The 25,559-nt window shown below is 50.7% G+C and carries 20 protein-coding genes and 3 tRNA genes; 15 read left to right on the forward strand and 8 right to left on the reverse strand.

What is annotated here, in order from left to right:
- Positions 1 to 92: 92 nt before the first annotated feature.
- The 5 genes from LVJ85_RS08600 to LVJ85_RS08620 all read right to left on the reverse strand — a co-directional run bounded on the left by LVJ85_RS08600 (position 93) and on the right by LVJ85_RS08620 (position 6,797).
- Positions 93 to 749, reverse strand: a complete 657-nt coding sequence (locus LVJ85_RS08600; RefSeq protein ID WP_244738866.1) for a hypothetical protein — start codon at positions 747 to 749, stop codon at positions 93 to 95.
- The gene (locus LVJ85_RS08605) at positions 739 to 1,479 is read right to left on the reverse strand and encodes a hypothetical protein (RefSeq protein WP_244738868.1); all 741 of its coding nucleotides are present in this window, start codon (positions 1,477 to 1,479) and stop codon (positions 739 to 741) included. Before LVJ85_RS08605 ends, LVJ85_RS08600 begins: the two co-directional genes overlap by 11 nt.
- A 108-nt stretch (positions 1,480 to 1,587) precedes the next feature.
- A complete protein-coding gene (mfd, locus tag LVJ85_RS08610) occupies positions 1,588 to 5,154 on the reverse strand; it encodes a transcription-repair coupling factor (RefSeq protein WP_244738876.1) in 3,567 nt (1,188 codons plus the stop codon).
- A gap of 305 nt (positions 5,155 to 5,459) precedes the next feature.
- Positions 5,460 to 5,780, reverse strand: a complete 321-nt coding sequence (locus tag LVJ85_RS08615; RefSeq protein WP_085363088.1) for a DUF5339 family protein — start codon at positions 5,778 to 5,780, stop codon at positions 5,460 to 5,462.
- A 312-nt stretch (positions 5,781 to 6,092) separates the two neighbouring features.
- The gene (locus tag LVJ85_RS08620; protein WP_244738884.1) at positions 6,093 to 6,797 is read right to left on the reverse strand and encodes a 5'-methylthioadenosine/adenosylhomocysteine nucleosidase; all 705 of its coding nucleotides are present in this window, start codon (positions 6,795 to 6,797) and stop codon (positions 6,093 to 6,095) included.
- Positions 6,798 to 6,949: 152 nt separating this feature from the next.
- On the opposite strand from LVJ85_RS08620, the gene LVJ85_RS08625 reads away from it, so the two are divergent.
- The gene (locus tag LVJ85_RS08625) at positions 6,950 to 8,083 is read left to right on the forward strand and encodes a PilT/PilU family type 4a pilus ATPase (protein WP_244738887.1); all 1,134 of its coding nucleotides are present in this window, start codon (positions 6,950 to 6,952) and stop codon (positions 8,081 to 8,083) included.
- Between the two features lie 193 nt (positions 8,084 to 8,276).
- Here the strand turns inward: LVJ85_RS08625 and glyA are convergent, their stop codons facing one another.
- A complete protein-coding gene (gene glyA / locus LVJ85_RS08630) occupies positions 8,277 to 9,527 on the reverse strand; it encodes a serine hydroxymethyltransferase (RefSeq protein ID WP_244738888.1) in 1,251 nt (416 codons plus the stop codon).
- A 393-nt stretch (positions 9,528 to 9,920) separates the two neighbouring features.
- Here glyA and recN point away from each other — a divergent pair, with 393 nt between their 5' ends.
- A complete protein-coding gene (recN, locus tag LVJ85_RS08635; protein ID WP_244738889.1) occupies positions 9,921 to 11,588 on the forward strand; it encodes a DNA repair protein RecN in 1,668 nt (555 codons plus the stop codon).
- Between the two features lie 118 nt (positions 11,589 to 11,706).
- Here recN and LVJ85_RS08640 read toward each other — a convergent pair whose 3' ends face one another.
- The gene (locus LVJ85_RS08640) at positions 11,707 to 13,206 is read right to left on the reverse strand and encodes a surface lipoprotein assembly modifier (protein WP_244738895.1); all 1,500 of its coding nucleotides are present in this window, start codon (positions 13,204 to 13,206) and stop codon (positions 11,707 to 11,709) included.
- A gap of 311 nt (positions 13,207 to 13,517) precedes the next feature.
- On the opposite strand from LVJ85_RS08640, the gene LVJ85_RS08645 reads away from it, so the two are divergent.
- From LVJ85_RS08645 to istB, 12 genes are all read left to right on the forward strand, one after another.
- On the forward strand, positions 13,518 to 14,462 hold the full coding sequence (locus tag LVJ85_RS08645) for a class I SAM-dependent methyltransferase (RefSeq protein WP_244738898.1): 945 nt from the start codon (positions 13,518 to 13,520) through the stop codon (positions 14,460 to 14,462).
- A gap of 64 nt (positions 14,463 to 14,526) precedes the next feature.
- On the forward strand, positions 14,527 to 14,730 hold the full coding sequence (locus LVJ85_RS08650) for a methionine-binding protein (protein WP_244738904.1): 204 nt from the start codon (positions 14,527 to 14,529) through the stop codon (positions 14,728 to 14,730).
- A 129-nt stretch (positions 14,731 to 14,859) separates the two neighbouring features.
- Positions 14,860 to 15,303, forward strand: a complete 444-nt coding sequence (locus LVJ85_RS08655; RefSeq protein WP_244738906.1) for a ricin-type beta-trefoil lectin domain protein — start codon at positions 14,860 to 14,862, stop codon at positions 15,301 to 15,303.
- Positions 15,304 to 15,493: 190 nt separating this feature from the next.
- On the forward strand, positions 15,494 to 16,273 hold the full coding sequence (gene yaaA, locus LVJ85_RS08660; protein WP_244738908.1) for a peroxide stress protein YaaA: 780 nt from the start codon (positions 15,494 to 15,496) through the stop codon (positions 16,271 to 16,273).
- An 81-nt stretch (positions 16,274 to 16,354) separates the two neighbouring features.
- A tRNA-Ser gene (locus LVJ85_RS08665) sits at positions 16,355 to 16,445 on the forward strand.
- A gap of 21 nt (positions 16,446 to 16,466) precedes the next feature.
- Positions 16,467 to 16,557 (forward strand) — tRNA-Ser (locus LVJ85_RS08670).
- A 267-nt stretch (positions 16,558 to 16,824) separates the two neighbouring features.
- Positions 16,825 to 18,063: an NADP-dependent isocitrate dehydrogenase gene (icd, locus tag LVJ85_RS08675; protein WP_244738912.1), complete on the forward strand. Its 1,239-nt coding sequence runs from the start codon at positions 16,825 to 16,827 to the stop codon at positions 18,061 to 18,063.
- A 139-nt stretch (positions 18,064 to 18,202) separates the two neighbouring features.
- Positions 18,203 to 18,296 (forward strand) — tRNA-Ser (locus tag LVJ85_RS08680).
- 535 nt (positions 18,297 to 18,831) lie between these two features.
- Positions 18,832 to 21,363 carry a type VI secretion system Vgr family protein gene (locus LVJ85_RS08685; protein ID WP_244738916.1) on the forward strand — a complete coding sequence of 844 codons (2,532 nt, stop codon included), beginning with the start codon at positions 18,832 to 18,834 and terminating at the stop codon, positions 21,361 to 21,363.
- Positions 21,364 to 21,372: 9 nt separating this feature from the next.
- Positions 21,373 to 21,816: a LysM domain-containing protein gene (locus LVJ85_RS08690; RefSeq protein WP_244738917.1), complete on the forward strand. Its 444-nt coding sequence runs from the start codon at positions 21,373 to 21,375 to the stop codon at positions 21,814 to 21,816.
- Between the two features lie 109 nt (positions 21,817 to 21,925).
- Positions 21,926 to 23,458, forward strand: a complete 1,533-nt coding sequence (gene istA / locus LVJ85_RS08695; RefSeq protein ID WP_244738919.1) for an IS21 family transposase — start codon at positions 21,926 to 21,928, stop codon at positions 23,456 to 23,458.
- Positions 23,445 to 24,173 (forward strand): IS21-like element helper ATPase IstB, encoded by a 729-nt coding sequence (gene istB, locus LVJ85_RS08700; RefSeq protein WP_306424952.1) that lies wholly within the window; start codon positions 23,445 to 23,447, stop codon positions 24,171 to 24,173. The genes istA and istB overlap by 14 nt, the downstream gene beginning before the upstream one ends.
- On the opposite strand, the gene LVJ85_RS08705 is transcribed toward istB, so the two are convergent.
- On the reverse strand, positions 24,070 to 25,311 hold the full coding sequence (locus LVJ85_RS08705) for an RHS repeat domain-containing protein (RefSeq protein ID WP_244738921.1): 1,242 nt from the start codon (positions 25,309 to 25,311) through the stop codon (positions 24,070 to 24,072). The two genes, istB and LVJ85_RS08705, sit on opposite strands and share 104 nt — an antisense overlap.
- A 33-nt stretch (positions 25,312 to 25,344) precedes the next feature.
- Here LVJ85_RS08705 and LVJ85_RS08710 point away from each other — a divergent pair, with 33 nt between their 5' ends.
- The gene (locus tag LVJ85_RS08710) at positions 25,345 to 25,488 is read left to right on the forward strand and encodes a hypothetical protein (RefSeq protein WP_244738922.1); all 144 of its coding nucleotides are present in this window, start codon (positions 25,345 to 25,347) and stop codon (positions 25,486 to 25,488) included.
- The last annotated feature ends 71 nt before the right edge of the window (positions 25,489 to 25,559 follow it).

Raw genomic sequence — 25,559 nt, forward strand, 5'->3', positions numbered from 1 at the left:
CGCCGTTTGTCCAAGATACTGTTATTACCTTATGTTGTCTTGCTCTACCGAGCAAGAGGTGGGCAGGGATGCCCGCCCTATGGCAATTGGTTTTATTTGAGAATGCTTTCTAAGTTTTCGTATCGAACAATAGCTTTATCTAAAGCAGAACCGGGAACCACTTCCCATGGTTCACCATGTAACAAGCGGTAAACGGGGTCGATGAGAATTTGTTTAACATTAGTTGCGTTAATACTTAATAAATCAACACTATAGTGCCAAAATTTATCGCCATAATCATAATTCGACCAAATTAATTCATTTTTTTCTAAAGATAAGGCTCCCGGAAAATCATCAAAATACCAATTTTTATCAATTGGATATCGAACATAAAAGTCATCAAAGCAGTGACGTAACCCTGAAGAACTGACATGAAGAATAGGCCGCGCCTGTTGGTCGGGAATTGCGGTGCTTTCTCCGAAGAAAGAAAATTGAAAGTTAATAAATCTGTGAGCCTTATCATCTATCAACTTTCTTGTTTTTTTCTCAAATATAGCAATACTCAGATTATCCCAAGGAAATAGCCAAGTACTTTCAGATTCCGTACAAATATAGTCTATATCTCCTATTTTGAATTCTGTACTGTTCGATAAAAAATCATTTAATTGTTCGGATAATAATCTGCGTAGTGCTTCTACCTCTTGGAAAAATTTTTCCAATTCATTTAAAGCTTGGGTGATTGCCACGCCTTGCTGGATATTACTGTTCATCTGTTACCCTCCAAGTATTATTTAACATTGGTACATTAATTTGAGTGAAATCAAAGATGAAAAAATGGCTATTTTGCCATTCTGAACCAGATGGTAGTTTTAATGAAGAAAAAGCATAGAATCTCCTTATTTTCAAGGTATTTAATAATTCACACAAATCTTTCATATATAAAGCATATGAGCCATGATTATGCTCACACTCCGATGAAACAATACCCAAAAATTGTTGCCAAGTGAGAGCATGCCAAGGAAGTCCTTTTTGTTTGTTATAGAAATCAGGATGAATCATATCAGCCAGATAAATCAGATGCGTTTCCCCTTTTTGAAAGCAAGCCCACTCCCTCTCTAATTGATCGTGTCCGAAATGCGAGTAAGCTCCCCACTTCAGTTCAACAATATAGCTTTCTTTTTTACCATCCACCTCAAAATAAACCAGCATATCGGGTTCGGTTACCCTTTCCGTGTTATCTTTCCACTTATGTTTTCTGCGTTTCCAAAAAACGATTTGGTGACTGACATGCTGAATATCGTTTGGAATGCTTTGCTTTGATAGTTTCCGAAAAAAACGGTATACATCAAAAGCGTTGAGATATTTCATTACCCCGAAAATGGTCGAAGTAATTTCATCCTCTTTAGGTGTATGGGTGCGTTTGTTGGCAGATAAAAGCGCTTCTTTTTTAGCGTCTTTCAACCAACGGCTGCTTTTACCTTGAATAATGGCATGAAGCATTTGGTCGTCCTTTCTTTATTTAGCAAGCGGCGGGCAGGGATGCCCGCCCTACGGTTGGTTTTGAGGCCGTCTGAAATTTCAGACGGCCTTTTCTTTCAGTTAGCCTGTTTACTCCTCCCCCAACTTCTTCAAAACCGCCTTCACCGTTTGAATCCTCACCGCCACATCTTCCATCACCGCGCTCACGCGCAATTTGTCCGCGCCGGCCATGCGGTAGTTTTTGTTGCTTTGCATCAGCAAGATAATCTGCGCGGGGTTGATGTTGTGGTGTTTGCCGAAGGTGAGGGTGACGGCCTCGGCGGTGGCGTCGATCGCGTCTATGCCCATTTCTTTGGCCGTCAGGCGGATGCGGTGGCTTTCGATTAGGGTTTTGACGGGTTGCTCGGGCAGGCCGAAGCGGTCGACGAGTTCTTCGTGCACGCTGTTGATTTGGGCTTCGTTTTCGCAGGTGGCGAGGCGTTTGTATAAAACGAGGCGTTCGTGGATGTCGGGGCAGTAGCTTTCGGGCAAGAGCGCGGGGCTGTGCAGTTTGATTTCGGTGGTTACACCCAGCGGTGCGTCGAGGTCGGGCTGGCGGCCTTTTTTGAGGTCGCGCACGGCTTGTTTGAGCATTTCGGTGTAGAGGGTGAAGCCGATTTGCATCATTTCGCCGCTTTGGCCTTCGCCGAGGATTTCGCCGGCGCCGCGGATTTCCAAATCCTGCATGGCCAGGGTGAAGCCTGCGCCGAGTTCGTCGGCGGCTGAGATGGCATCGAGGCGTTTTTCGGCATCTTTGGTGATGTATTCCGGAATCAGCAGGTAGGCGTAGGCTTGGTGGTGGCTGCGGCCGACGCGCCCGCGCAGTTGGTGCAGTTGGGCGAGGCCGAATTTGTCGGCGCGGTTGATGATGATGGTGTTGGCATTGGGGATGTCGATGCCGGTTTCGATGATGGTGGAGCAGAGCAGCACGTTGAAGCGTTGCTGCAAAAAGTCGCGCATCACTTGTTCGAGTTCGCGCTCGCGCAATTGGCCGTGCGCTACGCCGATGCGGGCTTCGGGCAGCAAGATTTCGAGGCGTTCGCGCATGTTTTCGATGGTTTCGACTTCGTTGTGTAAAAAGAATACTTGCCCGCCGCGTTTGAGTTCGCGCAACACGGCTTCGCGCACGCTGGCTTCGCTGAAGGGTTTGACGAAGGTTTTGACGGCAAGACGGCGGCTGGGGGCGGTGGTGATGACCGAGAAATCGCGCAAGCCTTCGAGCGCCATGCTGAGGGTGCGCGGAATGGGGGTGGCGGTGAGGGTAAGGATGTCGACGTTGGCGCGCAGGCGTTTGAGCTGCTCTTTTTGACGCACGCCGAAGCGGTGTTCTTCGTCGATGATGACTAAGCCTAAGTTTTTGAATTGGATGTCGTCTTGCACGAGTTTGTGCGTGCCGATAACGATATCGACCGTGCCGTCGGCCATGCCTGCGAGCGTGGCTTTGGTTTCTTTGCTGCTGTTGAAGCGGGAAAGCTGGGCGACTTTAACGGGAAAATCGGCGAAGCGGTCGCTGAAATTTTGTGCGTGTTGTTCGACCAACAGCGTGGTGGGGGCGAGCACGGCCACTTGTTTGCCGCCCATCACGGCCACGAAGGCGGCGCGGAGGGCGACTTCGGTTTTGCCGAAGCCGACATCGCCGCACACGAGCCTGTCCATCGGCTTGCCTTGGGTGAGGTCTTTGAGCACGGCGGCGATGGCGGCGGCTTGGTCTTCGGTTTCTTCGTAGCCGAAGCCGTCTGAAAAGGCTTGGTAGTCCGACTCGTTGAATGGGAATTTAAAGCCTTCCTGTGCGGCGCGTTGGGCGTAGAGGTTGAGCAGTTCGGCGGCGGTGTCGCGCGCTTTCTCGGCGGCTTTGCGTTTGGCTTTGCTCCATGCGGCGGTGCCGAGTTTGTGCAGTTGCACGTTTTCATGTGCGTGGCCGGAATAGCGGCTGATGAGGTGCAGGTTGGACACGGGCACGTAAAGCTGTGCTTCGCCGGCGTATTCGAGCAACATCATTTCGTTGTCGCCCTCACCCAAATCCATGTTGACCAAGCCCATATAGCGGCCGATGCCGTGTTCTTCGTGTACCACGGGGTCGCCGATGTTGATTTCGGCCAAGTCGCGCAAGAGGCCGTCTGAAACTTGGGCGTGTTTTTTGCGGCGCGAGGTGCGGCTGCGGGCGACGTATTGGTAGAGGTCGGATTCGGTGATAACGGCGAGGCCGTCTGAAAAATGGGGCAAGGTTTGAGGTGTGCGGGTGTCGGATTCGAGAATCCGACCTACAGGTTCGGCTTCCGTAGGTCGGATACTTGTATCCGACATCAAATCAGCTTCTGTTTCGTCGGATTCGAGAATCCGACCTACGGTTTGAGTCGATTCAGGTACACGGTCGGCGTTTTCAGACGGCAACTGAAACCCATAGGCCAACTGCGTTACGGTAATGCACAACGGCGCGTCGCTGTCCAAAAACGCCTGCCAGCCGTCCACACTTTGCGCTTTCAGGCCGTGCTGCTGCATAAAGCCGAGCATGGTTTCGCGGCGGCCTGCGCTTTCGGCACACAACAACACCCTGCCGTTAAAGGCCGTCTGAAAACTTTGCAGCGCGGCGAGCGGGGTTTCGGATTGGCGGTTCACGGCCACGTCGGGCAGCGCGTGCTGCTTGCCGTTAAAGTCGGGCAGGATTTGGCCGTAAGGTTTCAGACGGCCGGCAAACTGGTCTTCGCTGAGATACAAATGCTGTGGATGCAAAGGCGGGTAGGTTTCGTCGCCCTGCGCCATCGCAAAGCGCGATTTGACATCGATCCAAAAGCGCGAGGCCTCGGCGTGTACGTCGCCGATGCACACCACCAGTGCCTCTTCGCCGATGTAGTCGAACAGCGTGGCCAATTCGTTTTCAAAAAACAGCGGCAGATAATATTCCACGCCCGCGCCGAAATGGCCGTTGCTCACGGCTTTATAAACGGTGGCGGCGTTGTAGTCGCCGTTGATTTCTTCGCGGAAACGGCTGCGGAAGATTTTTTGCGCGTCGTCGTCGGTCGGGAACTCGTGCGCGGGCAGCAGGCGGATTTCGGAAACGGGCGCGATGGTGCGCTGGGTATCGGGGTCGAAAGTTTTGATGCTGTCGATTTCGTCGCCGAACATATCCAAGCGGTAGGGCATGTCGCTGCCGCTGGGGAAAATATCCAAAATGCCGCCGCGCAGGGCGAATTCGCCGGCGGCAATCACGTTGGAAACATGGCTGTAACCGGCTTCCACCAAGTTTTCCCGCAGCACGGCTATATCCAAATTCTGGCCGGTTTTCAGCCAAAACGTGCGCCCCATCAAAAACGACACCGGCGCGAGCTTCTGCATGGCCGTAGCCACCGGCACGAACACCGCATCCGCCGCGCCCTGCTTAATTTGCCACAACGCAGCCAGCCGTTCCGACACCAAATCGTGATGCGGCGAAAAACGCTCGTAGGGCAGCGTTTCCCAGTCGGGCAGAAACACGGCCTTATCCTGCGGGCGGAAAAACTGCCACGCGGTTTGCAGGCGCAGGGCCTGCTCCACATCTTGCGTGAGAATGATTTTAACGGGCTTTTCAGGCAGGCATCGGGCTAGGAAAAACGGCAGGCTGCCGCGGGAAAGGTCGAGCCAGCGTGATTTTTGGGCGGGGGCGGGGATAGGATAGTTCATATCGGCATGGACAGCAGTTTAGGCCGTCTGAAAAAGTTTTGGCGAAACCCGCAAAACCCGTTTTCAGACGGCCTGTGTTGAAAAAAGCTTATTTTATCAGATTAAGTTAGCGCCATTCAGCGGCAAACAGCCGCAGCCCGCACCAAAATTTTCAGACGGCCTCAAAGAGAAATGAAAAAAGTTTTATCGGAAAATACCTGCCAAAGAAAACGGAGCATGATTCACAAAAAGACATAGCCGCCCTACTCTTCCCGCCCGACAGCCATTAAAAAAACCCTGCCCGAGGCAGGGTTTGAAACACTGTATTACTCGCACTGCATGGCTTTGGCAGTTTCGCCAAACATGTCGTTGCTTTGCTTACAAATCGTTTCTTGAGTGCTTGAGTCCGCAGCAGCGATAGACTGTTTGGTTTGCTCCAAACCTACTCTCACCTGCTCGGCAGCGGCTTTATCCGCTTTGCCCATACAGGCTTCAACACGTTTGAAATATTCTGTACAAGTAGGATGCAAATTAGCCGTGCTTTCAGCAGCAGCCGGCTCGGCAGCAGCAGGAGCAGCCTCTTTTTTCTCCGAACATGCGCTCAATCCTAAAGCGATTACGGCAAAAGCCAATAAAGTTTTATTCATTACCTACACTCCTTAAAGAGATATACATTTCGAAATAAAAACGATTGAATTCATTCTGTTTGCACAGCCAAGCATATTCAGCCATGAAGCTGCGTTTCATACATTGCCGGCTTTCGCCGTGTACACACGCTTTTTTCACAACCGCAAAACGAGGCTTAAGGCGTAAGAGTGTATGAATGAGATTTAAGTTTCAGATGTCTAAATTAACCATATGAAAATCAAAAGAAAACAATTGCAGAAAAACAAAACGGATTGCCGTTGGAACCATGATTATTCCAACGGCAATCCGCTCAATACAATAAATAATACAGCTTAAATCAAGTTCATCACCATACGCGCAGAATTAACCGACGCGATTTTCAAAAACTCATCAAAGCTGATGTCAGCCTGTTCGTCCGCAGAATCCGACACTGCCCGCACGGTCACAAACGGCACGTCCAATTGAAAGCAGACTTGCGCTATCGCAGCCGCTTCCATTTCCACAGCCAACACGCCGTTAAAATTGCGACGAATAAAATCCACTTTTTCACTGCTGTGAATAAATTGGTCGCCACTTACAATCAAACCCTTGTGCACCGTCGCACCGTCAAACGCATCTGCCGCTACTACGGCTTTGTCCACCAACTCGGCATCGCTTTCAAACTCCGCAGGCATTTGCGGAATCTGCCCCGACACATAGCCGAATGCCGTCACATCCACATCATGATGCGCCACGCGCGTACCGATCACCACATCGCCTACTTTCAAGCCCTGCCCGATGCCGCCCGCACTGCCGGTGTTAATCACATAATCAGGCGCATACTTGCCCACAACCAATGCAGTCACCGCCGCCGCGTTTGCTTTGCCGATACCGCTCAACACCAAAGCCACATGCTTGCCGCACAAAAGGCCGGAATACACGGTAAATTTGCCGAAATATTCGGTTTTTACCTGCTCCATTTTACTTTTCAGCAGTTCGATTTCCTGCTCCATCGCGCCGATTACCGCGACCGTACCGCTTTTTTGCTGCTCAAACATTTATCTTTTCCTATAAATAATCATTTCAAAGATTATACCCTCAATGAATTATTTCCTCTACCTTCTGTAAAGCCTTATTCACACGCTTAAAATACCGCCCCGAACTTGTTATAATTACGTCCGTTTTATCAAATTATCATACAGGCTGAACAATGGTTGAAAACGAAAACCCTTTACCCGCAAAAGAAGAAATCTATTCACTGCTGAGAACCTTAAACAAATACAAAGGCTCCGATCTCTTCATCACAGCCAATTTTCCGCCGGCCATGAAATTGGACGGCAAAATCACCCGCATCAACGAAACACCGCTCACGCCCGAGCGTTGTATGGAAATTGCGTTCTCCATCATGGGCCCCAAACAGATGGAAGAATTTACCAATACCAACGAATGCAACTTCGCCATCAGCCTGCCCGACACCAGCCGTTTCCGTGTCAACGCCATGGTTCAGCGCGGTGCAACGGCTTTGGTATTCCGTACCATTACCAGCAACATCCCCAAATTTGAAAACCTCAATCTGCCGCCGGTTTTAAAACAAATCGCCATGCAGAAACGCGGCTTGGTGATTTTTGTCGGCGGCACGGGCTCGGGTAAATCGACCTCGCTGGCCTCTATGATCGACTACCGCAACGAAAACAGCTTCGACCACATCATCACCATCGAAGATCCGATCGAATTCGTACACAGCCACAAAAACTGCATCATTACCCAGCGCGAAGTCGGCGTGGACACCGAAAACTGGTTTGCCGCGCTGAAAAACACGCTGCGCCAAGCCCCCGACGTGATTTTGATCGGTGAGATCCGCGACCGCGAAACCATGGATTACGCCATTGCCTTCGCCGAAACCGGCCACTTGTGCATGGCCACGCTGCACGCCAACAGCACCAACCAAGCACTCGACCGCATCATCAACTTCTTCCCGGAAGAACGCCGCACCCAGCTGCTTACCGACCTTTCGCTCAACCTGCAAGCCTTCATTTCACAGCGCTTGATTCCGCGCGAAGGCGGCAAAGGCCGTGTGGCCGCCGTGGAAGTGCTACTGAATTCGCCTCTGATTGCCGAATTAATCCACAACGGCGACGTGCATTCCATTAAAGAAATCATGAAGAAATCGCAAAGCTTGGGCATGCAAACGTTCGACCAAGCGTTATACGAACTGTATGAAAGCGGGCACATCAGCTTCCAAGACGCCATTAAGAATGCCGACTCCGCCCACGACTTGCACCTCGACATCCAGTTACGCAGCCGCCGCGCCCAAAATGCAGGGCCGGACTTGGAGTTGATTTAAAGCAGGGATTTCTAGCCCGATAAAGCTTTACCCATCTTCTTGAAAGATACCGTTTAATTCCGCCCAGCAGCGGCATCCGTAAACCATGCCGATGCGCCTTACAGAAGCAAGTGGGTAAAGTCTCAAATATTTAAAAGGCCGTCTGAAAACATGTTTTCAGACGGCCTCTTTTCATTTATCCCACTAAATCGAATCAAGCACCGTAAACCGGATTTTTCTCACACAAAGCGGTAGCAGCTTTGGCTACGCGCTCCAACGTAGCTTGATCTTCGGGGTTTTCCAATACATCGGCAACCAAGTTGGCTAACTCGCGGGCATCGGCTTCGCCGAAGCCGCGGGTGGTAATCGCGGCAGTGCCGACGCGGATGCCGGAAGTCACAAACGGTTTTTCCGGGTCGTTCGGAATAGCGTTTTTGTTGATGGTGATGTGCGCTTTGCCCAAAGCTTCTTCGGCAGCTTTACCGGTAATGTTTTTCGAACGCAAGTCCACCAAGAAAACATGGCTTTCGGTGCGACCAGAAATGATGCGCAAACCGCGTTTCACCAACTCTTCCGCCATGGCCGCCGCGTTGATTTTCACTTGTTTCGCGTATGCTTTAAATTCCGGCTCCAACGCTTCTTTGAAAGCCACGGCTTTAGCGGCAATCACGTGCATCAGCGGGCCGCCTTGCAGGCTCGGGAAAATAGCGGAATTAAGGGCTTTTTCGTGCGTGTTGTCGCGGCACAGAATCACGCCGCCACGCGGGCCGCGCAGGGTTTTGTGGGTGGTGGTAGTCACGAAGTCGGCAAACGGAACGGGGTTGGGATATTCGCCGCCGGCCACCAAGCCTGCGTAGTGCGCCATATCCACAAATAAGTATGCGCCCACTTTGTCGGCGATTTCACGGAACTTCGCCCAGTCGATTTGCAGGGCGTAAGCAGAGGCACCGGCCACAATCATTTTCGGTTTGTGTTCCAAAGCCAAGCGTTCTACTTCGGCGTAATCCAGCACTTCGTTTTCGTCCAAGCCGTAAGTAATCGCGTTATACAGTTTGCCGGAAATGTTGACCGATGCGCCGTGGGTCAAGTGGCCGCCGTGAGCCAAGCTCATGCCGAGAATGGTGTCGCCGGGTTTCAGCACCGAAGCGTACACGGCTTGGTTGGCTTGCGAGCCGGAATGCGGCTGCACGTTGGCGTATTCGGCACCGAAGAGTTTTTTCACGCGGTCGATGGCCAGTTGCTCGGCGATGTCCACGTATTCGCAGCCGCCATAATAGCGTTTGGCGGGGTAGCCTTCGGCGTATTTGTTGGTAAGCTGGCTGCCTTGAGCTTCCATCACGGCGCAGCTGACGTAGTTTTCCGAAGCAATCAGCTCAACGTGATCTTGCTGGCGTTGCACTTCTTTGGCAATCGCGGCGGCGAGTTCGGGATCGTATTTCTCAATGGTTACGCTTTTTGAAAACATGGTTTGGGCATCCTTCAGATGTTGGGAACAATCAAGCAAAAAATTCAAGCTATTGTAACTGAATTTATTGCCGTCGCGGATGAAAAAATCAGATATTGTCAACAAAACAGGTTCATAACAACCTCGGCTTCCCTACCCTTCTCCCAGCTTGCCGTTATGTTTTGTTTTGATAAAAGCCATTCTTTCTGTTGGTAAAAATTATTCTGGCCTTGTCTGTCGAAAACCTACAAAATGGACAATCAAACTGTTTCAGGCGATTCCAAAATGCCATAAAATTAAACCAGCACAATCAAAATCAACAAAAACTTATTTAAGCTACGATAAATCTTAGTTATAATCAGATTTTCTAAACCAACTTCATTTTCAGACGGCCTCCAAACCGAAGGAAATCCCATGCTGCTGGCACTTTCATTACGCGACTTTGTCATCGTAGAAAAACTGAATTTAAACTTTCAAAGCGGCTTTACCGTGCTCACCGGCGAAACCGGCGCAGGCAAATCCATTACGCTTGATGCCATCGGCCTGCTCTTGGGCGACAAAGCCGATTACAGCCAAGTCCGCACCGGAGCCAAAGAAGCGCAGCTTTCCGCTCTTTTCGATATCAGCGATTTACACGAGCTGAAAAAAAATCTTTACGAGCAAGGATTAATCGAAGAAGGCGACGAAGAACTCAGCATCCGCCGCATTATCGACGCAAAAGGCAAAAGCCGCAGCTTCATCAACAACCAAACCGCCACCCTCGCCCAATTAAAAGCCATTGGCGAACAACTTATCGACATCCACGGCCAAAACGCCCACCATTCGCTCAACCAAGAATCCGCACAGCGTTCACTGCTGGATGCGTTTGCGGGCAGCCAGCAGCAAGCGGAAACCGTCAAACAACGCTACCAAAGCTGGCACAACGCGCAAAAAGCCCTCAGCGAAGCGCAAAACCAAGCCGAAAATATCGCCATCGAACGCGAAAGGCTGGAATGGCAGTTCAACGAACTCAACCGCCTCGACCTCAAGCAAGGGGAATGGGAAACACTCAACCAAAGCCACAGCAGCCTTGCCCACGCCTCAGAATTATTGCAAGCCGCAGCACAAACCGCTGACTACATCAACGGCGACAACGGTATGCAGCAGCAGCTTTACCAATGCCAAAAACTGCTGGGCACCCTGCAAGAAATAGAGCCGGGCTTTGCCGAGAGCCTGAATATGCTCGCCAGCATCGAAGCGGAACTCAGCGAAATCAGCGCCAACATGCGCGATGTTGCCAACCGCGTGGAAATCAATCCCGAAGAGCTTGCAGAACAAGAGCGCCGCATGGGCGAATTGATGAGCATGGCTCGGAAATACCGCGTCGAGCCGGAAGAATTGCCGGCAAAACTCGAAGAATTAAGCAACCAACTGCACACGCTCCAAGCTGCCGCCGACATCGCCGCACTCGAATCCGCCGTTGCTCAAAGCGAAACCGAGTACATGAAAGCGGCGCAAACACTTTCGGCCATGCGCCATCAGGCCGCTGCCAAACTCAGCAACGAAACCACCCATCACATGCAGCAGCTGGCCATGAAAGGCGCCAAGTTCCATATCGAACTCCTGCCCTCCTCCCCTACCGCACACGGATTGGAGCAAGTTCAATATCAAGTCGCCGCCAACACGGGCAGCCCCTTGCGCCCCTTAAACAAAGTCGCATCAGGCGGCGAACTTGCGCGCATCAGCCTGTCGATTCAAGTCGTTACCAGCCAATACACCCAAGTCCCGACTTTGATCTTCGATGAAGTCGATACCGGCATCGGTGGCGGCGTTGCCGAAACCGTGGGTAAGGCTTTGCGTTCATTGGGTAAAAAACACCAAGTTTTGGCCGTTACCCACCTTCCCCAAGTGGCGGCATGCGGCGAAAACCATTGGCAAGTACACAAACACAGCAACGACGGCCAAACCGTGAGTGAAATCAGCGTGCTTGATCAAGCCGGACGCATTCAGGAAGTGGCCCGTATGCTCGGCGGTGAAACCATTACCGAAACCACCCGCAGCCATGCCGCGGAATTGCTGGAAATGGCGGCAGGCTGCAATTAGTTTCTTGATAAAAGCCGAAGCACAGCACCACAAATCATTAAGGCCGTCTGAAAAAAGGCCGTCTGAAAACATTTTCAGACGGCCTTTCATCATGCAACACAACAAATAGAAAGTATGCTTAGAACGTTTTACTCAACTCGATAAACATACGGTTTCTACTGTTGGTGTAATAAGTATCATTGCTGGAAGTGCGCTGATGGCTAAACGTGATGCGCGGTGTCACGCCGCCATAATGCAACGCGCGGTGCCACACGGAAACAGAAGCGTTCAACTCTTTATCGCGGCGCTCTTCGCCGTTACTAAAGAAGCTGGGCGTTTTATAAAAACGCTTGGCCACACCTACCTGCACGCGGGTAGAAAAACCGCCGCCCCACTCCTGCCCCCAAAGGGCACGCACGCCATAACGGTTGAAGTCGTCGGAACGGTCTTCTTTGTTACGCTCCTGATACAAGTCGGCACCGCCCAGCCAATATTGGCGCGCATTGCGGTAAAACACCAAAGAGCCGCTCGCCAAAAGGCTGTTCACGTCGGAACGTCTGCGCTGCTGATTCTTCAGGCGCGACGCTTCAACCGCAGTTAAGCTCTGCAAACTATGGTTTAGCCAACGGTTCCAATGGATGCGTGCGCCGCTTGAATAGCTGTACGCATGCTCGCCGTAAACCCTGCGCTCATGGAAAGGCGTGATGCCCACATCGTTGCGCTGATCGGCATAGCCCAAGCCTGCCGAAACGCGCGCCGTTGCATCGTTGTAGCGCGAATAAGAGCGGTAAGCTTTACCGGATACGTCCGCACCGGCTTTGGCATACAAACCTTTTTTCAGCGACCATTTTTTCTCTGCGCCCAGCTGGTAATTGAAACCCGTCGCATTAATCGGCTTATCAAACGTCCAACCGTCGAAGCAATCGCTGGCAGGATTGGTTTTACGACGCTCTTCACACTCAGTCCCAGATAGTTGTCTGCCCAACCGCTGATTCTTAGGCGCTTGGTTGATATTTTGCTCGCGGGTAATGTTAAATCCGCCGTAAACCTGCCAAGAATCGCGCTGGCGCAAGGCTTGTCTGTATGCTTCCACGCGCTGCAACACAGGTTCAGGCAGTTGTTCGGTCTTTAAGCGGTCGAACTGATCTGCCGCCGCTTCATTCTGTTGGTTGTCAAACAAAGCTTGCGCCAGCTGTAAACGGATAATCTGCGAATCAGGCTGCGCCGAAATCAAAATACGGTAAAGCTTAATGGCTTCGGCAGCTTGGCCGTTGTGCTGATACACCAAAGCCTGTGCAAACACCGCCATCTCCTTATCGTGCTTGGGCCATTGCCGGTAAATCGGCAGCAACACTTTGATGCCGTCAACATTCTGCGTCATCACGGCAGAATACATGGCGCGGGATAAAAGCTCAGGATTGTCAAGCAGCGTTTTTTCATCCACTTCCAGCACCTTTTCCTGTGCAGGCTCGGCATCTGTTTTTACCTTGCCGACTTGCTGGGTGGGAGAAGGCTCGGCGGCATGTATGTTCAATTCCAATTCCGGTTCGGGCGGAACAGATTTATCGGCAGGCTCGGGATTGGCAAAAGCTTGGGAAAACAAACCGCTGATAGAAAGAAAAAGTAATGTGTATTTCATCTAGATTAAGCAATTGATTATTTTAAACATAATTTAAAAAGACAAATCCCGCAGATTCATCTTTACATTTTGACAAGCATTTTAACATATTCATACAAAAAGTGCGTTCCATGATTGTCACCACCTTGATTTCAAATACAATTAAAAATCCTCTTGCAAACTTGGCGCCGCACTCTTACCCAACCTTCTTATAGATTAAGTTGCAATTCAACGCAGCCGACAATCTGCTTTACGGTAGAATAACATTTTACAACGCTCATCAAAGAGCCGCCTTTCCATAAACCTCACGAGGCCGTCTGAAAGTATCCTCCATGACCGACATCACTTCATTCGCCAACCGCTTAGGCAAAAACATCAAACACCATTTGAAATGGGCCAGACGCAACAACATCGAAGCATGGCGCATGTACGACCGCGACATTCCGCAATTTCCTTTTGCCATAGATATTTACGGCGACCAAATCCACTTACAGGAATACGATACAGGCTGGCTGATGCAGCCCGAAGAATATGAAGCATGGCTGGCGGAAGTATTGGAAGCGATTTCCTTTACCACCGGATTTAGCGCGGAACACATCCACTTCAAACGCCGCGAACGCCAAAAAGGAACGCAGCAATACGAAAAAACCGGCAAGCAAGGCGAAGATTTTATTGTGCATGAAAACGGAAGGAAGTTTTGGGTCAATCTCGACAAATACCTCGATACCGGCCTCTTTCTCGACCACCGCAACACCCGCAAAAAAGTCGGTGAAAGCGCACACGGAAAACGCTTTCTCAACCTCTTTTCCTACACCGGCAGCTTCACCGTTTATGCAGCCACAGGCGGCGCAAGCACCAGCAAAACTGTTGATTTGTCAAACACATACCTAGATTGGGCACGGCGAAACTTCGAGCTGAACCACATCGATACCGAAAAGCACCAAATCGTGCGTGCCGACGTTTTCCAATATCTTCAGACGGCCTCCAAAGAAGGCAAGCATTTTGATCTGATCATGATGGATCCGCCCAGCTTTTCCAACAGCAAAAAAATGCTTGAGATACTCGACATCCAGCGCGACCACGTCAGACTAATCGACGACGCCATGAAGCTGCTTTCTTCAGACGGCATCATGTATTTTTCCAACAACCTGCGCAGCTTTGAGCTAGACAAAAGCATTGAACAAAAATATGCCGTCAAAAACATTTCCAAACATTCCGTACCCGAAGACTTCCGCAACAAAAAAATCCACCAATGTTGGGAACTAAAACATAAGTAAAAGCAACTATCGTTAATGCCATCGCCGCTTACCGAAAATTAATGCCGTCTGAAAGGAAAAAACCATGCAAAAAGCATTAATTATGCTAAACATATTAATGCTCAACGCCTGCGTGTACACAGAAACACCCTACGGAAAAGCTGCCGTGATAGATTTACCCGCTCAAAGCCAAACCGTTGTCCATAAAAACATCCACATCCACGCCCCACCCGGCTCGACCGTAATCTATCAAGAAGCACAACCCGTACAGCCCATCTACCGCCGTTAGCAACATTTTTCAGACGGCCTCCATACCGCATACTTGAGGCACAACGACATAAATAATAAACATTCAAAACCAACCGGCCTCAAGCAGCCTGCGTTCCCATTACCCATAACACCAAGAAAAGGAAAACTCATGAAACTATCCGGCCTTATCCTCCTTTCCACCCTCATCATCAGCGGCTGCGCAGCCACACCCGCCGCCAAAAACAAAGCCAAACTCCAAGCCTACGATTACCGCATCAAAACAGCCAACGGAAAATGTCTCCAGCACAACACCACCAAACACACACTTTCCGCCGCCTCTTGCAGCAAACACGATACCCAACGCTTTGCCGTCGCCGGCAACGACATCCGAGTTAACGGCCTATGCCTCCAAGCCGCATCAGGCAAAACCAACAAAACACACACCGTAGCCGCCGCACAATGCACAGGCCAACCCAACCAAAACTGGTACCGCGACGGCCAAACCATCCGCAGCAGCCTCAATGGCTTATGTTTGGACGCCGCCAAATCCAACACACTGCGTCTCTCACGCTGCAACCACAGCCAAGGGCAGCAATTCAGCTTCTCCCATTAACCGCACTTATCAGCCGGCAACAGCACAGCAACACATATAAAGCTCTGTTGCCGGCACAACATTTTTCAGACGGCCTCAATATAAAAACCACATAAACCGCCATAAAATATCCCAATCCACCCCGTCTTGCCAAACCCGCAGCCAAACACTAAAGTACGCCATATTTCCCATTTTCAAAGGCAAGCTCCCCATGCTGTTCGTACTTTCCCCCGCCAAAAACCTAAACGAAAAAGACCCCTCCCCCACTTCCCAATACACCCAGCCCGAATTATTGACCGAAGCCGAAAAACTAATGGCCGAACTGCGTCCACTCTCACCACAACAACTGGCAGAACTGATGCACGTTTCCGACAAAATCGCCCTGCTCAACGCCGAACGCAACAGCGCATGGCATACCCCGTTCACTCCCGAAAACGCCAAACAAGCCGTTTACATGTTTAACGGCGACGTATACGAAGGTTTGGATGCCGTGTCGCTAAACGAAACCGCCATCAGCTACCTGCAAAACCACGTACGCCTGCTCTCCGGCTTATACGGCGTCTTGCGCCCGCTCGACCTCATGCAGCCCTACCGTTTGGAAATGGGCACCCCGTTTGCCAACTCGCGCGGCAAAAACCTTTATGAATACTGGGGCAGCCGAATCGCCGACACCCTCAACCGCACCCTTACCGAAACAGGCGACAACACCTTGATTAATCTCGCCTCACAAGAATATTTCAAAGCGGTCGACACCCAAAAACTCAACGCACGCATCATCACCCCCGTGTTTAAAGACGAAAAAAACGGCCAATACAAAATCATCAGCTTCTACGCCAAACGCGCCCGCGGCCTGATGGTACGCTACGCCGCCGAACACGCCGTTACCGAGCCGGAACAGCTCAAAAACTTCGATTACGAAGGCTATGCGTTCAATGCCGCCGCTTCCAATGAAAACGAATGGGTTTTTCTGCGAAAAGAACAATCCAAATAAAAACAAAAAACTAATCCGCAATATCAGCAAAACACTTGGCAATGCGGCAGATTTCCGCTAATATGCCCGTTTTCAAGAAACGGAAGCGTGGCAGAGCGGTTTAATGCAACGGTCTTGAAAACCGTCGAGGGTTGATAGCCCTCCGTGAGTTCGAATCTCACCGCTTCCGCCAATCTTGAAACACAATAAAACCGGAGGTGTGGCAGAGCGGTTTAATGCAACGGTCTTGAAAACCGTCGAGGGTTGATAGCCCTCCGTGAGTTCGAATCTCACCGCCTCCGCCAAAATTCAAAACCCGCTGATTCATTCAGCGGGTTATTTTATTTGTACACTTTTCTCAATCTAAGACTACCTAAACCGTCTTTATAATTTTTCAGAGGGCCTCAACCCCTATTCCGAACCTTCACACTCTCTTTTCCCCTAGCGCAATCATCAAAAATCAAGCATAATCGGCAGGCATTATGCGCACGGAAGAAGTGTTTAGAAAACGTAAATCAATCACAATATTTCCAACCGCAAAGAAAAAAAGACCCCACAGAACAGGAGACACCATGAGTCACATTAAAGTACCCGCAGAAGGCCAAAAAATCATTCCCGGCCAAGCGATTCCCAACAACCCGATTATCCCCTTTATCGAAGGCGACGGCATCGGCGTAGACATCACCCCCGTTATGAAAGACGTGATTGATGCTGCCGTTGAAAAAGCTTATGGTGGCGAGAAAAAAATCCATTGGATGGAAGTTTACGCAGGCGAAAAAGCAACCCGCGTATACGGCGACAACGTTTGGCTGCCCGAAGAAACTCTGGAAGCCCTGAAAGAATATTCCGTATCCATCAAAGGCCCGATGACCACGCCCGTAGGCGGCGGCATCCGCTCATTAAACGTAGCCCTGCGCCAAGAATTAGACTTATACCAATGCGTGCGCCCCGTGCGTTATTTCAACGGCGTACCCTCTCCGCTCAAAGACCCCAGCAAAACCGACATGGTGATTTTCCGTGAAAACACCGAAGACATTTACGCCGGTATCGAATGGGAAGCCGAAAGCGACAACGCTAAAAAAATCATCAACTTCCTGCAAAACGAAATGGGCGTGAAAAAAATCCGCTTCCCCGAAACATCGGGCATCGGCATCAAACCCGTTTCCAAAGAAGGCACCACTCGCTTGGTGCGTGCGGCCATTCAATACGCCATCGACAACGACCGCGACAGCGTAACGCTGGTTCACAAAGGCAATATCATGAAATTTACCGAAGGCGGTTTCCGTGATTGGGGCTACGAATTGGCACAAAAAGAATTCGGCGCACAATTAATCGACGGCGGCCCGTGGTGCAAATTTAAAAACCCGAAAACCGGTAAAGAAATCATCGTGAAAGATGCTATTGCCGACGCTTTCCTCCAGCAAATCGTTCTGCGCCCTGCAGAATACGATGTAATCGCCACCCTAAACCTGAACGGCGACTACATTTCCGACGCACTGGCCGCCCAAGTAGGCGGTATCGGTATCGCTCCCGGTGCAAACATTTCCGACAAATACGCCGTATTTGAAGCCACTCACGGCACCGCACCTAAATACGCCGGCCAAGACAAAGTGAACCCCGGTTCTCTGATCTTGTCTGCCGAAATGATGCTTCGCCATTTAGGCTGGAAAGAAGCCGCTGATTTAGTAATCGAATCTATGGAAAAAGCCATCGGCGACAAACAAGTTACTTACGACTTTGCCCGCCTGATGGACGGAGCAAACGAAGTGTCTTGCTCAGCCTTCGGCAAAGCCATGATCGAACGCATGTAATCTGTAAATGATAAAAACAAACCCACTACCGAAAGGCAGTGGGTTTTATTCAATGATACTTCAAGCAGTTAAAAATCATACCGCATTAAGCTATTGACAGTATCTTCGGAAACCTTTATATTTCTGACTTCTTTGAAACGGAGTAGTGGCTGAGAGGCTGAAGGCACACCCCTGCTAAGGGTGCATCTGGGCTAAAACCTGGATCGAGGGTTCGAATCCCTCCTACTCCGCCAACGATTATCATAACCTGATAATTAATATAAAAAAATTTCGGGTTATATCTGTTGTATGTACCATATTGTGTACCTCACAAAAAAAGCCGGTGATCAATCACCGGCTTTTTTTCATATCTTATGATAGTATTTAGCCACCAATACGTCGATTACTTCAGTATGATCACTTTGGTAAATCAAATACCGTTCTTACCTTAGTCTGGTTGTTAGAGCTTTGCCAGAGAAAGCTGCATTCATAGCGCATCAACACTTTACCAATCTCATGAAAAGATAAGCGTCGTCATGACCAACTATTTGCCTTTTGCGAATAGGCAAAATGTTCATGAATGAAACATAATTGATGCTATTCAAGACTCCACTTGGTAGTTTGCCGATGAATCTGGCTTGTCATACTCAAAGCCTGTTGTTTCTATAATCTGGTTGATATTATAGATAAATCTTAGCACCCCAAGGCCGTCTGAAATTTCAGGCGGCCTTTTGTCATACCCATATTGGGCAAAGATGTCCATTCTGCTATATTGCCAAAGAATATATCTTGAATCCCGATACTCTGACACACCGCTTTGGAACGCCCGCGATGACCCAAACCCAATCCTACCACCTCACCTTCTCCCGCTTCAGCCCGTCCCTCTCCGTCGTCTCCTTCACCGCCACCGAAGCATTGAATACAGCCTACCGTCTCGACATCGAACTGACCTGCGCCGATGCCGATTTGCCGCTGTCGTCGTACATCAACCAAGCGGCCAAGTTTACGGTGACGCCGGTAAGCTCTGATGCGTTGGGACTGATCGAAGGAATGATCGCGCCCCAAGCGTTGAAGGAATGGAGCGGCATCATCACTTCCTGCGAGAAGCTGTCGGTATCGGCCGACGAAACCCGTTACCGCATGGTATTGGAACCGCGCATTGCCGCATTGAAGCACCACCGCACTTCACGGCTGTTTCAAAACCAAAACGTTCCCGACATTATTTCATCGCTGCTGAAACACCACGGCTTCTCCGGCGTCGATTTCCGCTTTAACACTTCCCGCGAATACGGTGTGCGCGAGTATGTGACCCAGTATCAGGAAAGCGACTTCGCCTTTATCAACCGGCTGTGTGAAGAAGAAGGCATCTGGTACGCCTTCGAGCAGAACGCCCAATATGGCGAGGTGGCGGTATTCGGCGACGATGCCGCCCATTATTTTCGTGACAACCGTCTGCCGTATCCCTACCGCCCCCACGGCAGATTGGAGAGCGTCGGCAAGGAAGCGGTGTTCGCCTTACAGGTAAAACACAATCCCATTCTCGAATCCATCCGCGTCGGCGACTACAACTACCGCGATGCCGATACCGACTTATCGTCCACAGTAACGGCCAAGGGTACGGAGACCGACGGCAGCGTCTTACTCGGCAGTGACAGCCATTGGGGTTTGCATCACAAGACACCCGAAGAAGCCCAACTTCAGACGGCCTTACTGCAACAGCTCGACCACAGCCGCCGTATTGTTGCTTCCGGCAGCGGCAACATCACCGCGCTTAGCCCCGGCCAAGTGTTTCAGACGGCCCCAAGCTTCAGCGAAGCACCCAACGGCTGGTTGGTAGTGTCGCTTACCCACAGCGGCAGCCGCGACCAAGCGTACAGCCATACTTTTACCGCCATTCCCGCCGACAGCATCTTCCGCCCCGAACGCATCACCCCGTTGCCCAAGATTCAGGGCAGCCTTCCCGCCAGAATCACCAGCCCCGGCAACTACACCTATGCCTATATCGACAATATGGGCCGTTACCGCGTCAAACTGCCGTTTGACCTCGACGAATGGAGCCCGGGCGGAGAAAGCCGTCCCATCCGTCTGGCCAAACCCTATGCCGGCCCCGACTACGGCCAACACTTCCCGCTGCACGAAGGCACCGAAGTGATGCTGTCGTTCGTACAGGGTAATCCCGACAGACCCTACATCAGCGGCGTGATGCACGACAGCTCCCACCCCGACCACGTCCCTGCCGACTGGAACACCCGTAACGTCATCCGTACTTGGGCGAATAACAAACTGCGGATGGAAGACAAACAGGGTCAGGAACATATCAAACTGGCGACCGAATACGGTAAAACCCAACTCAACCTCGGCCATATCGTCGACAGCCAAAGACAGAAGCGCGGCGACAACGGCGAAGGCTTCGAGCTGCGTACCGACAGTTGGGGCGCATTACGGGCGGGTAAGGGTTTATTCATCAGTGCCGATGCCCAGAATCAGGCTGCGGGTCAGGTGTTGGATATGGATGCCGCCATTGCCCAACTCGAGCAGGCAATCTCCTTAGCCAAAAGCCTCAACAAAGCCGCCCATACCGCCAAAAACGAAGCCACCGAGGCCGAAGAACAGGCAGGCCGTCTGAAAGACAGCCTCATACAGCTGCAACGCGCGGGCATCATCCAATCCGCCCCCGACGGCATCGCTACCGCCACCCCGCAAAGCCAACTGCACACCGCCGGCCAACACATCCACCACATTAGCGGCGGCGACACCGACATCAGCGCCGGCCAAAACTTCACCGCCCATGCGGTAGAGAGCGTCAACCTGTTTGCCCAAAGCAGCGGCGCGAAACTGCAGGCCAATCAGGGCAAGGTGGAGATACAGGCGCAGAACGACGAGATGCAGATTAATGCCCTCAAAGACGCCACCATCACCAGCAGCGCGGGCAAAGTGACCGTGGCGGCAAAAGACGAAATCCTGCTCACCAGCGGCGGGGCGTACATCAAGATTAAAGACGGCAATATCGAGTTGGGCTGTCCGAAGATGGTGTGGGTGAAGTGTGCGGGGTTTCAGGTGATGGGGCCGAGTAGTGTGTCGTTCCCTTTACACAATATACCTCCATTGCAGACGTTTAGTAACCGATTAGATTTATACGACATCTTCGGAGCATCTTTGGGAGAGTCTATAAACTATGTTGTTATCGGTAATAAAGACAGACAAGTACAACAAGGGGTGTTAGACAAAATGGGCCGCACGCAAAGAATTTATTCCGATAAGGCTGAAACTGTAAAAATATTTGCAGGATATGCCACTTTATTAGCTGGGAAAGAAGATTAAGGAAATTAAATGGCTAATTACCGTATTGAGTTTCTAGATGCAGAGAATAATCCTATGGCTGGATGCCATTTCCAAATTATGCATTATTTCCAAGTTTTGCAGGATGGTATAGCTGACAGTCAAGGTCGTGGAGTTTTTCGTTCTGATTTAATAAAAAATAAAAAAATATGGTTACGCTTTTGGGGGAAGGGTCAAACTCAAGAATCTGCTTTTGCATCCCAAACATTTTTATGGCAAGAAAATGTAGTAACCCAACCCGTGAAAGCACCAACGATATATGAAGTAGACTTGAGAGAGACTGAAAATAACAATAATGAACCGGCTGAGTATAGACAAGCTTTTTATGAAGTTCAGGCTGGGGACACTTGGGAGAGTATCGCTGAGAAGTGTGAAACCGAAGCCGTATTAATTCGATTAGTCAATAATCTTCAGGATGATGCTCCTTTATGTTAAATATCGTGCAAAACTGAGCCAGGGAAACGGGGAGTTGTGCTCCAAAAGTGAGCCACTCTCCGTTTGTTATAAACTGCTCCGCTCTATCACACAGCGGAGCCCAACCTGGATGTTATGCATGGAAACCATCGCAAAAGTGCACCGGCTTTTTCACCGACAGAAACTCTCACAACGTGAAATCGCCAAACAACTCAAACTCTCCCGCAATACAGTCGCCAAATATCTGCAGCACGCCACAGTCGAACCCCCCGTCTACCGCAGAGAACAAACCCATTACCCCAAGCTCGGTCCTTTTCTTGACGTGTTGACCCAACAGTTGCTCCAAGAAGCCCGGCTGCCCAAACAGCAACACCTTTCTGCCCGTCGACATTTCGAACGCCTCAAAGATGCCGGTTATGCCGGACAGTACAGTGCCGTTGCCGTATTTATCCGCAAATTCCGCCAACAGCACCAACCCAAGCCGGTTCCGGTCTTTATGGCTCAGGCTTTTGCTCCGGGTGATGCTTATCAGTTTGACTGGAGTATCGAAACCGTTTGTTTGGCCGGACAGACCGTTAAGGTAAATATCGCTCATTTCCGCTTATGCCACAGCAGGGCTTTTTTCGTTTGTGCTTATCCCAATCAGAAAGCTGATATGTTGATGGATGCGCACAACCGCGCATTCGCTTTCTTCGGCGGCGTACCTGCCCGCGGTATCTACGACAATATGAAGACCGCCGTTACCCGAATCGGCAAAGGTAAGGAGAGAGAGTTTAACGCACAGTTTTTACAGATGATGACCCACTTTCTCATTGAACCGGTTGCCTGTACCCCGGCCTCCGGCTGGGAGAAAGGCCAGGTCGAGCGGCAGATACGCCACCTGCGCGAAAGATTGTTCAAGCCGACTTTGGCTTTTGATTCCTTTACCTCTCTCAACGACTACCTGCAACAGCAATGCCTGCGGCTGATGCGGCAGCACAAACATCCCGAATACAGGCAGCCGGTTAACGACATATGGGAAAGGGAGAAGCATTCGTTGGCTGCTTTCCGTCCCTATCCGGCAGAACGTTTGGAGATACTCAAAGTCAGCAACCAATCTTTGGTTACCGTCGAACGCCACCGTTACAGCGTACCGGTCGAATGGGCGGGCAATACGGTTAGGGTTTATATCGGCGCACAGACCGTCCGCTTTTGTAGCGATACCGACTGTATTGCCGAACATCCGCGCAGCTTTGTGAAAGACGGCATCAGCTATAACCCTTGGCATTTTTTGCCCTATCTGCAAAAGAAACCCGGCGCGTTAAGAGACGGCAGGGCTTTTATCGGCTGGGTACTGCCGCCCGTCATAGAGCGTCTGAAAGCCTGTTTGCTTAAGCAGCCCAAAGGAGACCGGGTAATGGTCAAACTGCTGAACCTGATGGCCGAATACGATGCCGACTTGGCATTGACGGCAGCGGAATTGGCATTGGACGAAGGTATGCCGACTACGGAGGCAGTCTTGAACATCATCAACCGTCTGAAAGAACCGCCTCCACCCCGTTTCCATATTAGGGACATCCCGCTTACCGTCCCGCCGTCAGTTGATTGCAGCCGTTATGACCGCTTACTGAGTCTGTCGGGCAAACAAACGGATACGATGAAGGAGAAGCATCATGCAGCATGAACGTCTGGCCGGACTGTTGAAAGAATTGAAACTCGGTGCGATGGCGGAGCAGTGGGATGAAATCGTAGTGGACGGCATCCGTCGCAAACGGGGTACGCTGGATATTCTGGAGCGGTTGTTGACTGCCGAACATATAGCCAAAACCGCAAGGAGTACCCAAAACCGGATTAGCCAGGCAAGGTTTCCGCAACACCGCAGTTTGGCCGACTTCGATTTTGAGCAGAGTTTGATACACCGTCCGGCATTGGAACTGCTTTTGGGCGGGGACTATATCAGACAGAAGCGTAATGTGGTGTTGGTAGGCGGACCGGGTACGGGCAAAACGCATATTGCCACAGCATTGGGTATCGAAGCGGCGACACAAGGATTTAGGGTACGTTTTTGGAATGTACTGGACTTGGTCAACAAATTGGAAGCAGACAAAGACGAAGGCCGTCTGAAACTGACCGAGCAGCAATGTCGGTACGATTTGTTGATTCTTGATGAGTTGGGGTATCTGCCGTTTAGTCAGAAAGGCGGTGCGCTGCTGTTTCATCTGATGAGCCAACTGCATGAAAGGACGAGTGTTGTCATGACAACCAATTTGGCCTTTAGCGAATGGGTGAAACTGTTTATGGATGAAAAGATGACGGGTGCTTTACTGGACCGCCTGACTTATTGCTGTGATATTTTTGAGACGGGCAATGATTCTTACCGGATGAAACACCGCTCATAGGGTGGCTCAATTTTAGACCACAACTGTGGCTCAGTTTTGGAATGGAATTGACAACATAAAGCTCTAATCTCCACAACCCCAGCGGATCAACCCACGCGTTTACATTAGGCGCAAAAAAGTACAGGTTCGCGCCACCCAACAACCCAATCGGGTCTTGGTTGATAAACCTACCTGTATCAGGCTCGTAATAGCGCATCAGGTTGTAATGCAACCCCGTCTCTTCATCGCAATACTGGTTCTGCAACCTGAACGGCTGATGAATGTTTTCATAAATGCGCTTTTCAAACGCAAGAGAACCCCAAGCCGAGTAGCTGCCGTACCACAGCAGATTGCCGTGGATGTCGGTCATCTCGCGCGGGATGCCGATTTGGTCGTTGTGGAAGTAGCTTAGGTATTGTTTGCCGTCTTTGGCGTTGTCGAAGATTTGCGCCAGCGGTTCGTAAGAATCTTGGTCGGTGTAAACGTAGGTATAGCTGCCTTTGTAGGTGTATTCCTGAAGCAGTCTTGTCCCGTCCCAAACGAAATGTGTCCGTTTCGGCGCGGTGCTTATCCACGCCAATTTGTCTTTGCGCTCTTTGCTCAGTCTGCGCCCGAACGGGTCGTAAGCGTATTCCCATATCTCGGTATTGCCTTTGGGCTTTTTAATCTCTGCGCGGATAAGTTGGTTTTCGGTATCGTATTGGAACAACTGGCTTTCACCATTCGGCAGTTGGCGGTAAATCATATTGCCCAAGGCATCGTAGGTGTATTCGGTGCCGTTGTATTCCTCGAGGCGGTTGCCTGTGCCGATGTTGCGGCCTTTTGTCCGGCTGATGTGATGCCTGTCTGAAAGGTGTTCAGACAGGCCTTTGGTGTCTTTGAGGCCGTCTGAAACCTTATCCGACAGGATATTGTGTGCCGGGTCGAAGGCGAACTTTTCGCTGCTGCCGCTCTGTTTGTTGACGGCGCTTTCAATCCGCCCGAGTTTGTCGTACACGTAATCCAATACGCCGCTGCGTTGGTCGGCGGTCTGAATCAGGTTGCCGGCTTTGTCGTAGCGGTAGCTTCGGCGCACTGCGCCGCCGACCGGGGTATTGAGTTTGCCGTTGTGCTGCAAGGTGCGGTTGGCGGTGGCGGTTTGGTGTTTCAGACGGCCCATCGGGTCGTAGTCGTAGCGGCTGGTTAAGGCGCCTTGGGTTCTTTGGATTTCCTGATGCAGTTTATCGCGTTCGATGTCGCTGATGACTTCGCCGTCGAGGTTGATTTGGTGCAGGTGGCCGGCAGCATCGTAGGTGTCGCCGGTAATTTTGCCGTCCCAACCGTAAACAGCAGTTAGAAAATTAAGTTGCTAAAGAACGGGAAAGGCCGTCTGAAAAGGTTTTAGTTAGGTTTTTTCAGGCGACATCG

This window comes from Neisseria sp. Dent CA1/247, from assembly GCF_022870825.1.
Lineage (GTDB): Bacteria > Pseudomonadota > Gammaproteobacteria > Burkholderiales > Neisseriaceae > Neisseria > Neisseria zoodegmatis.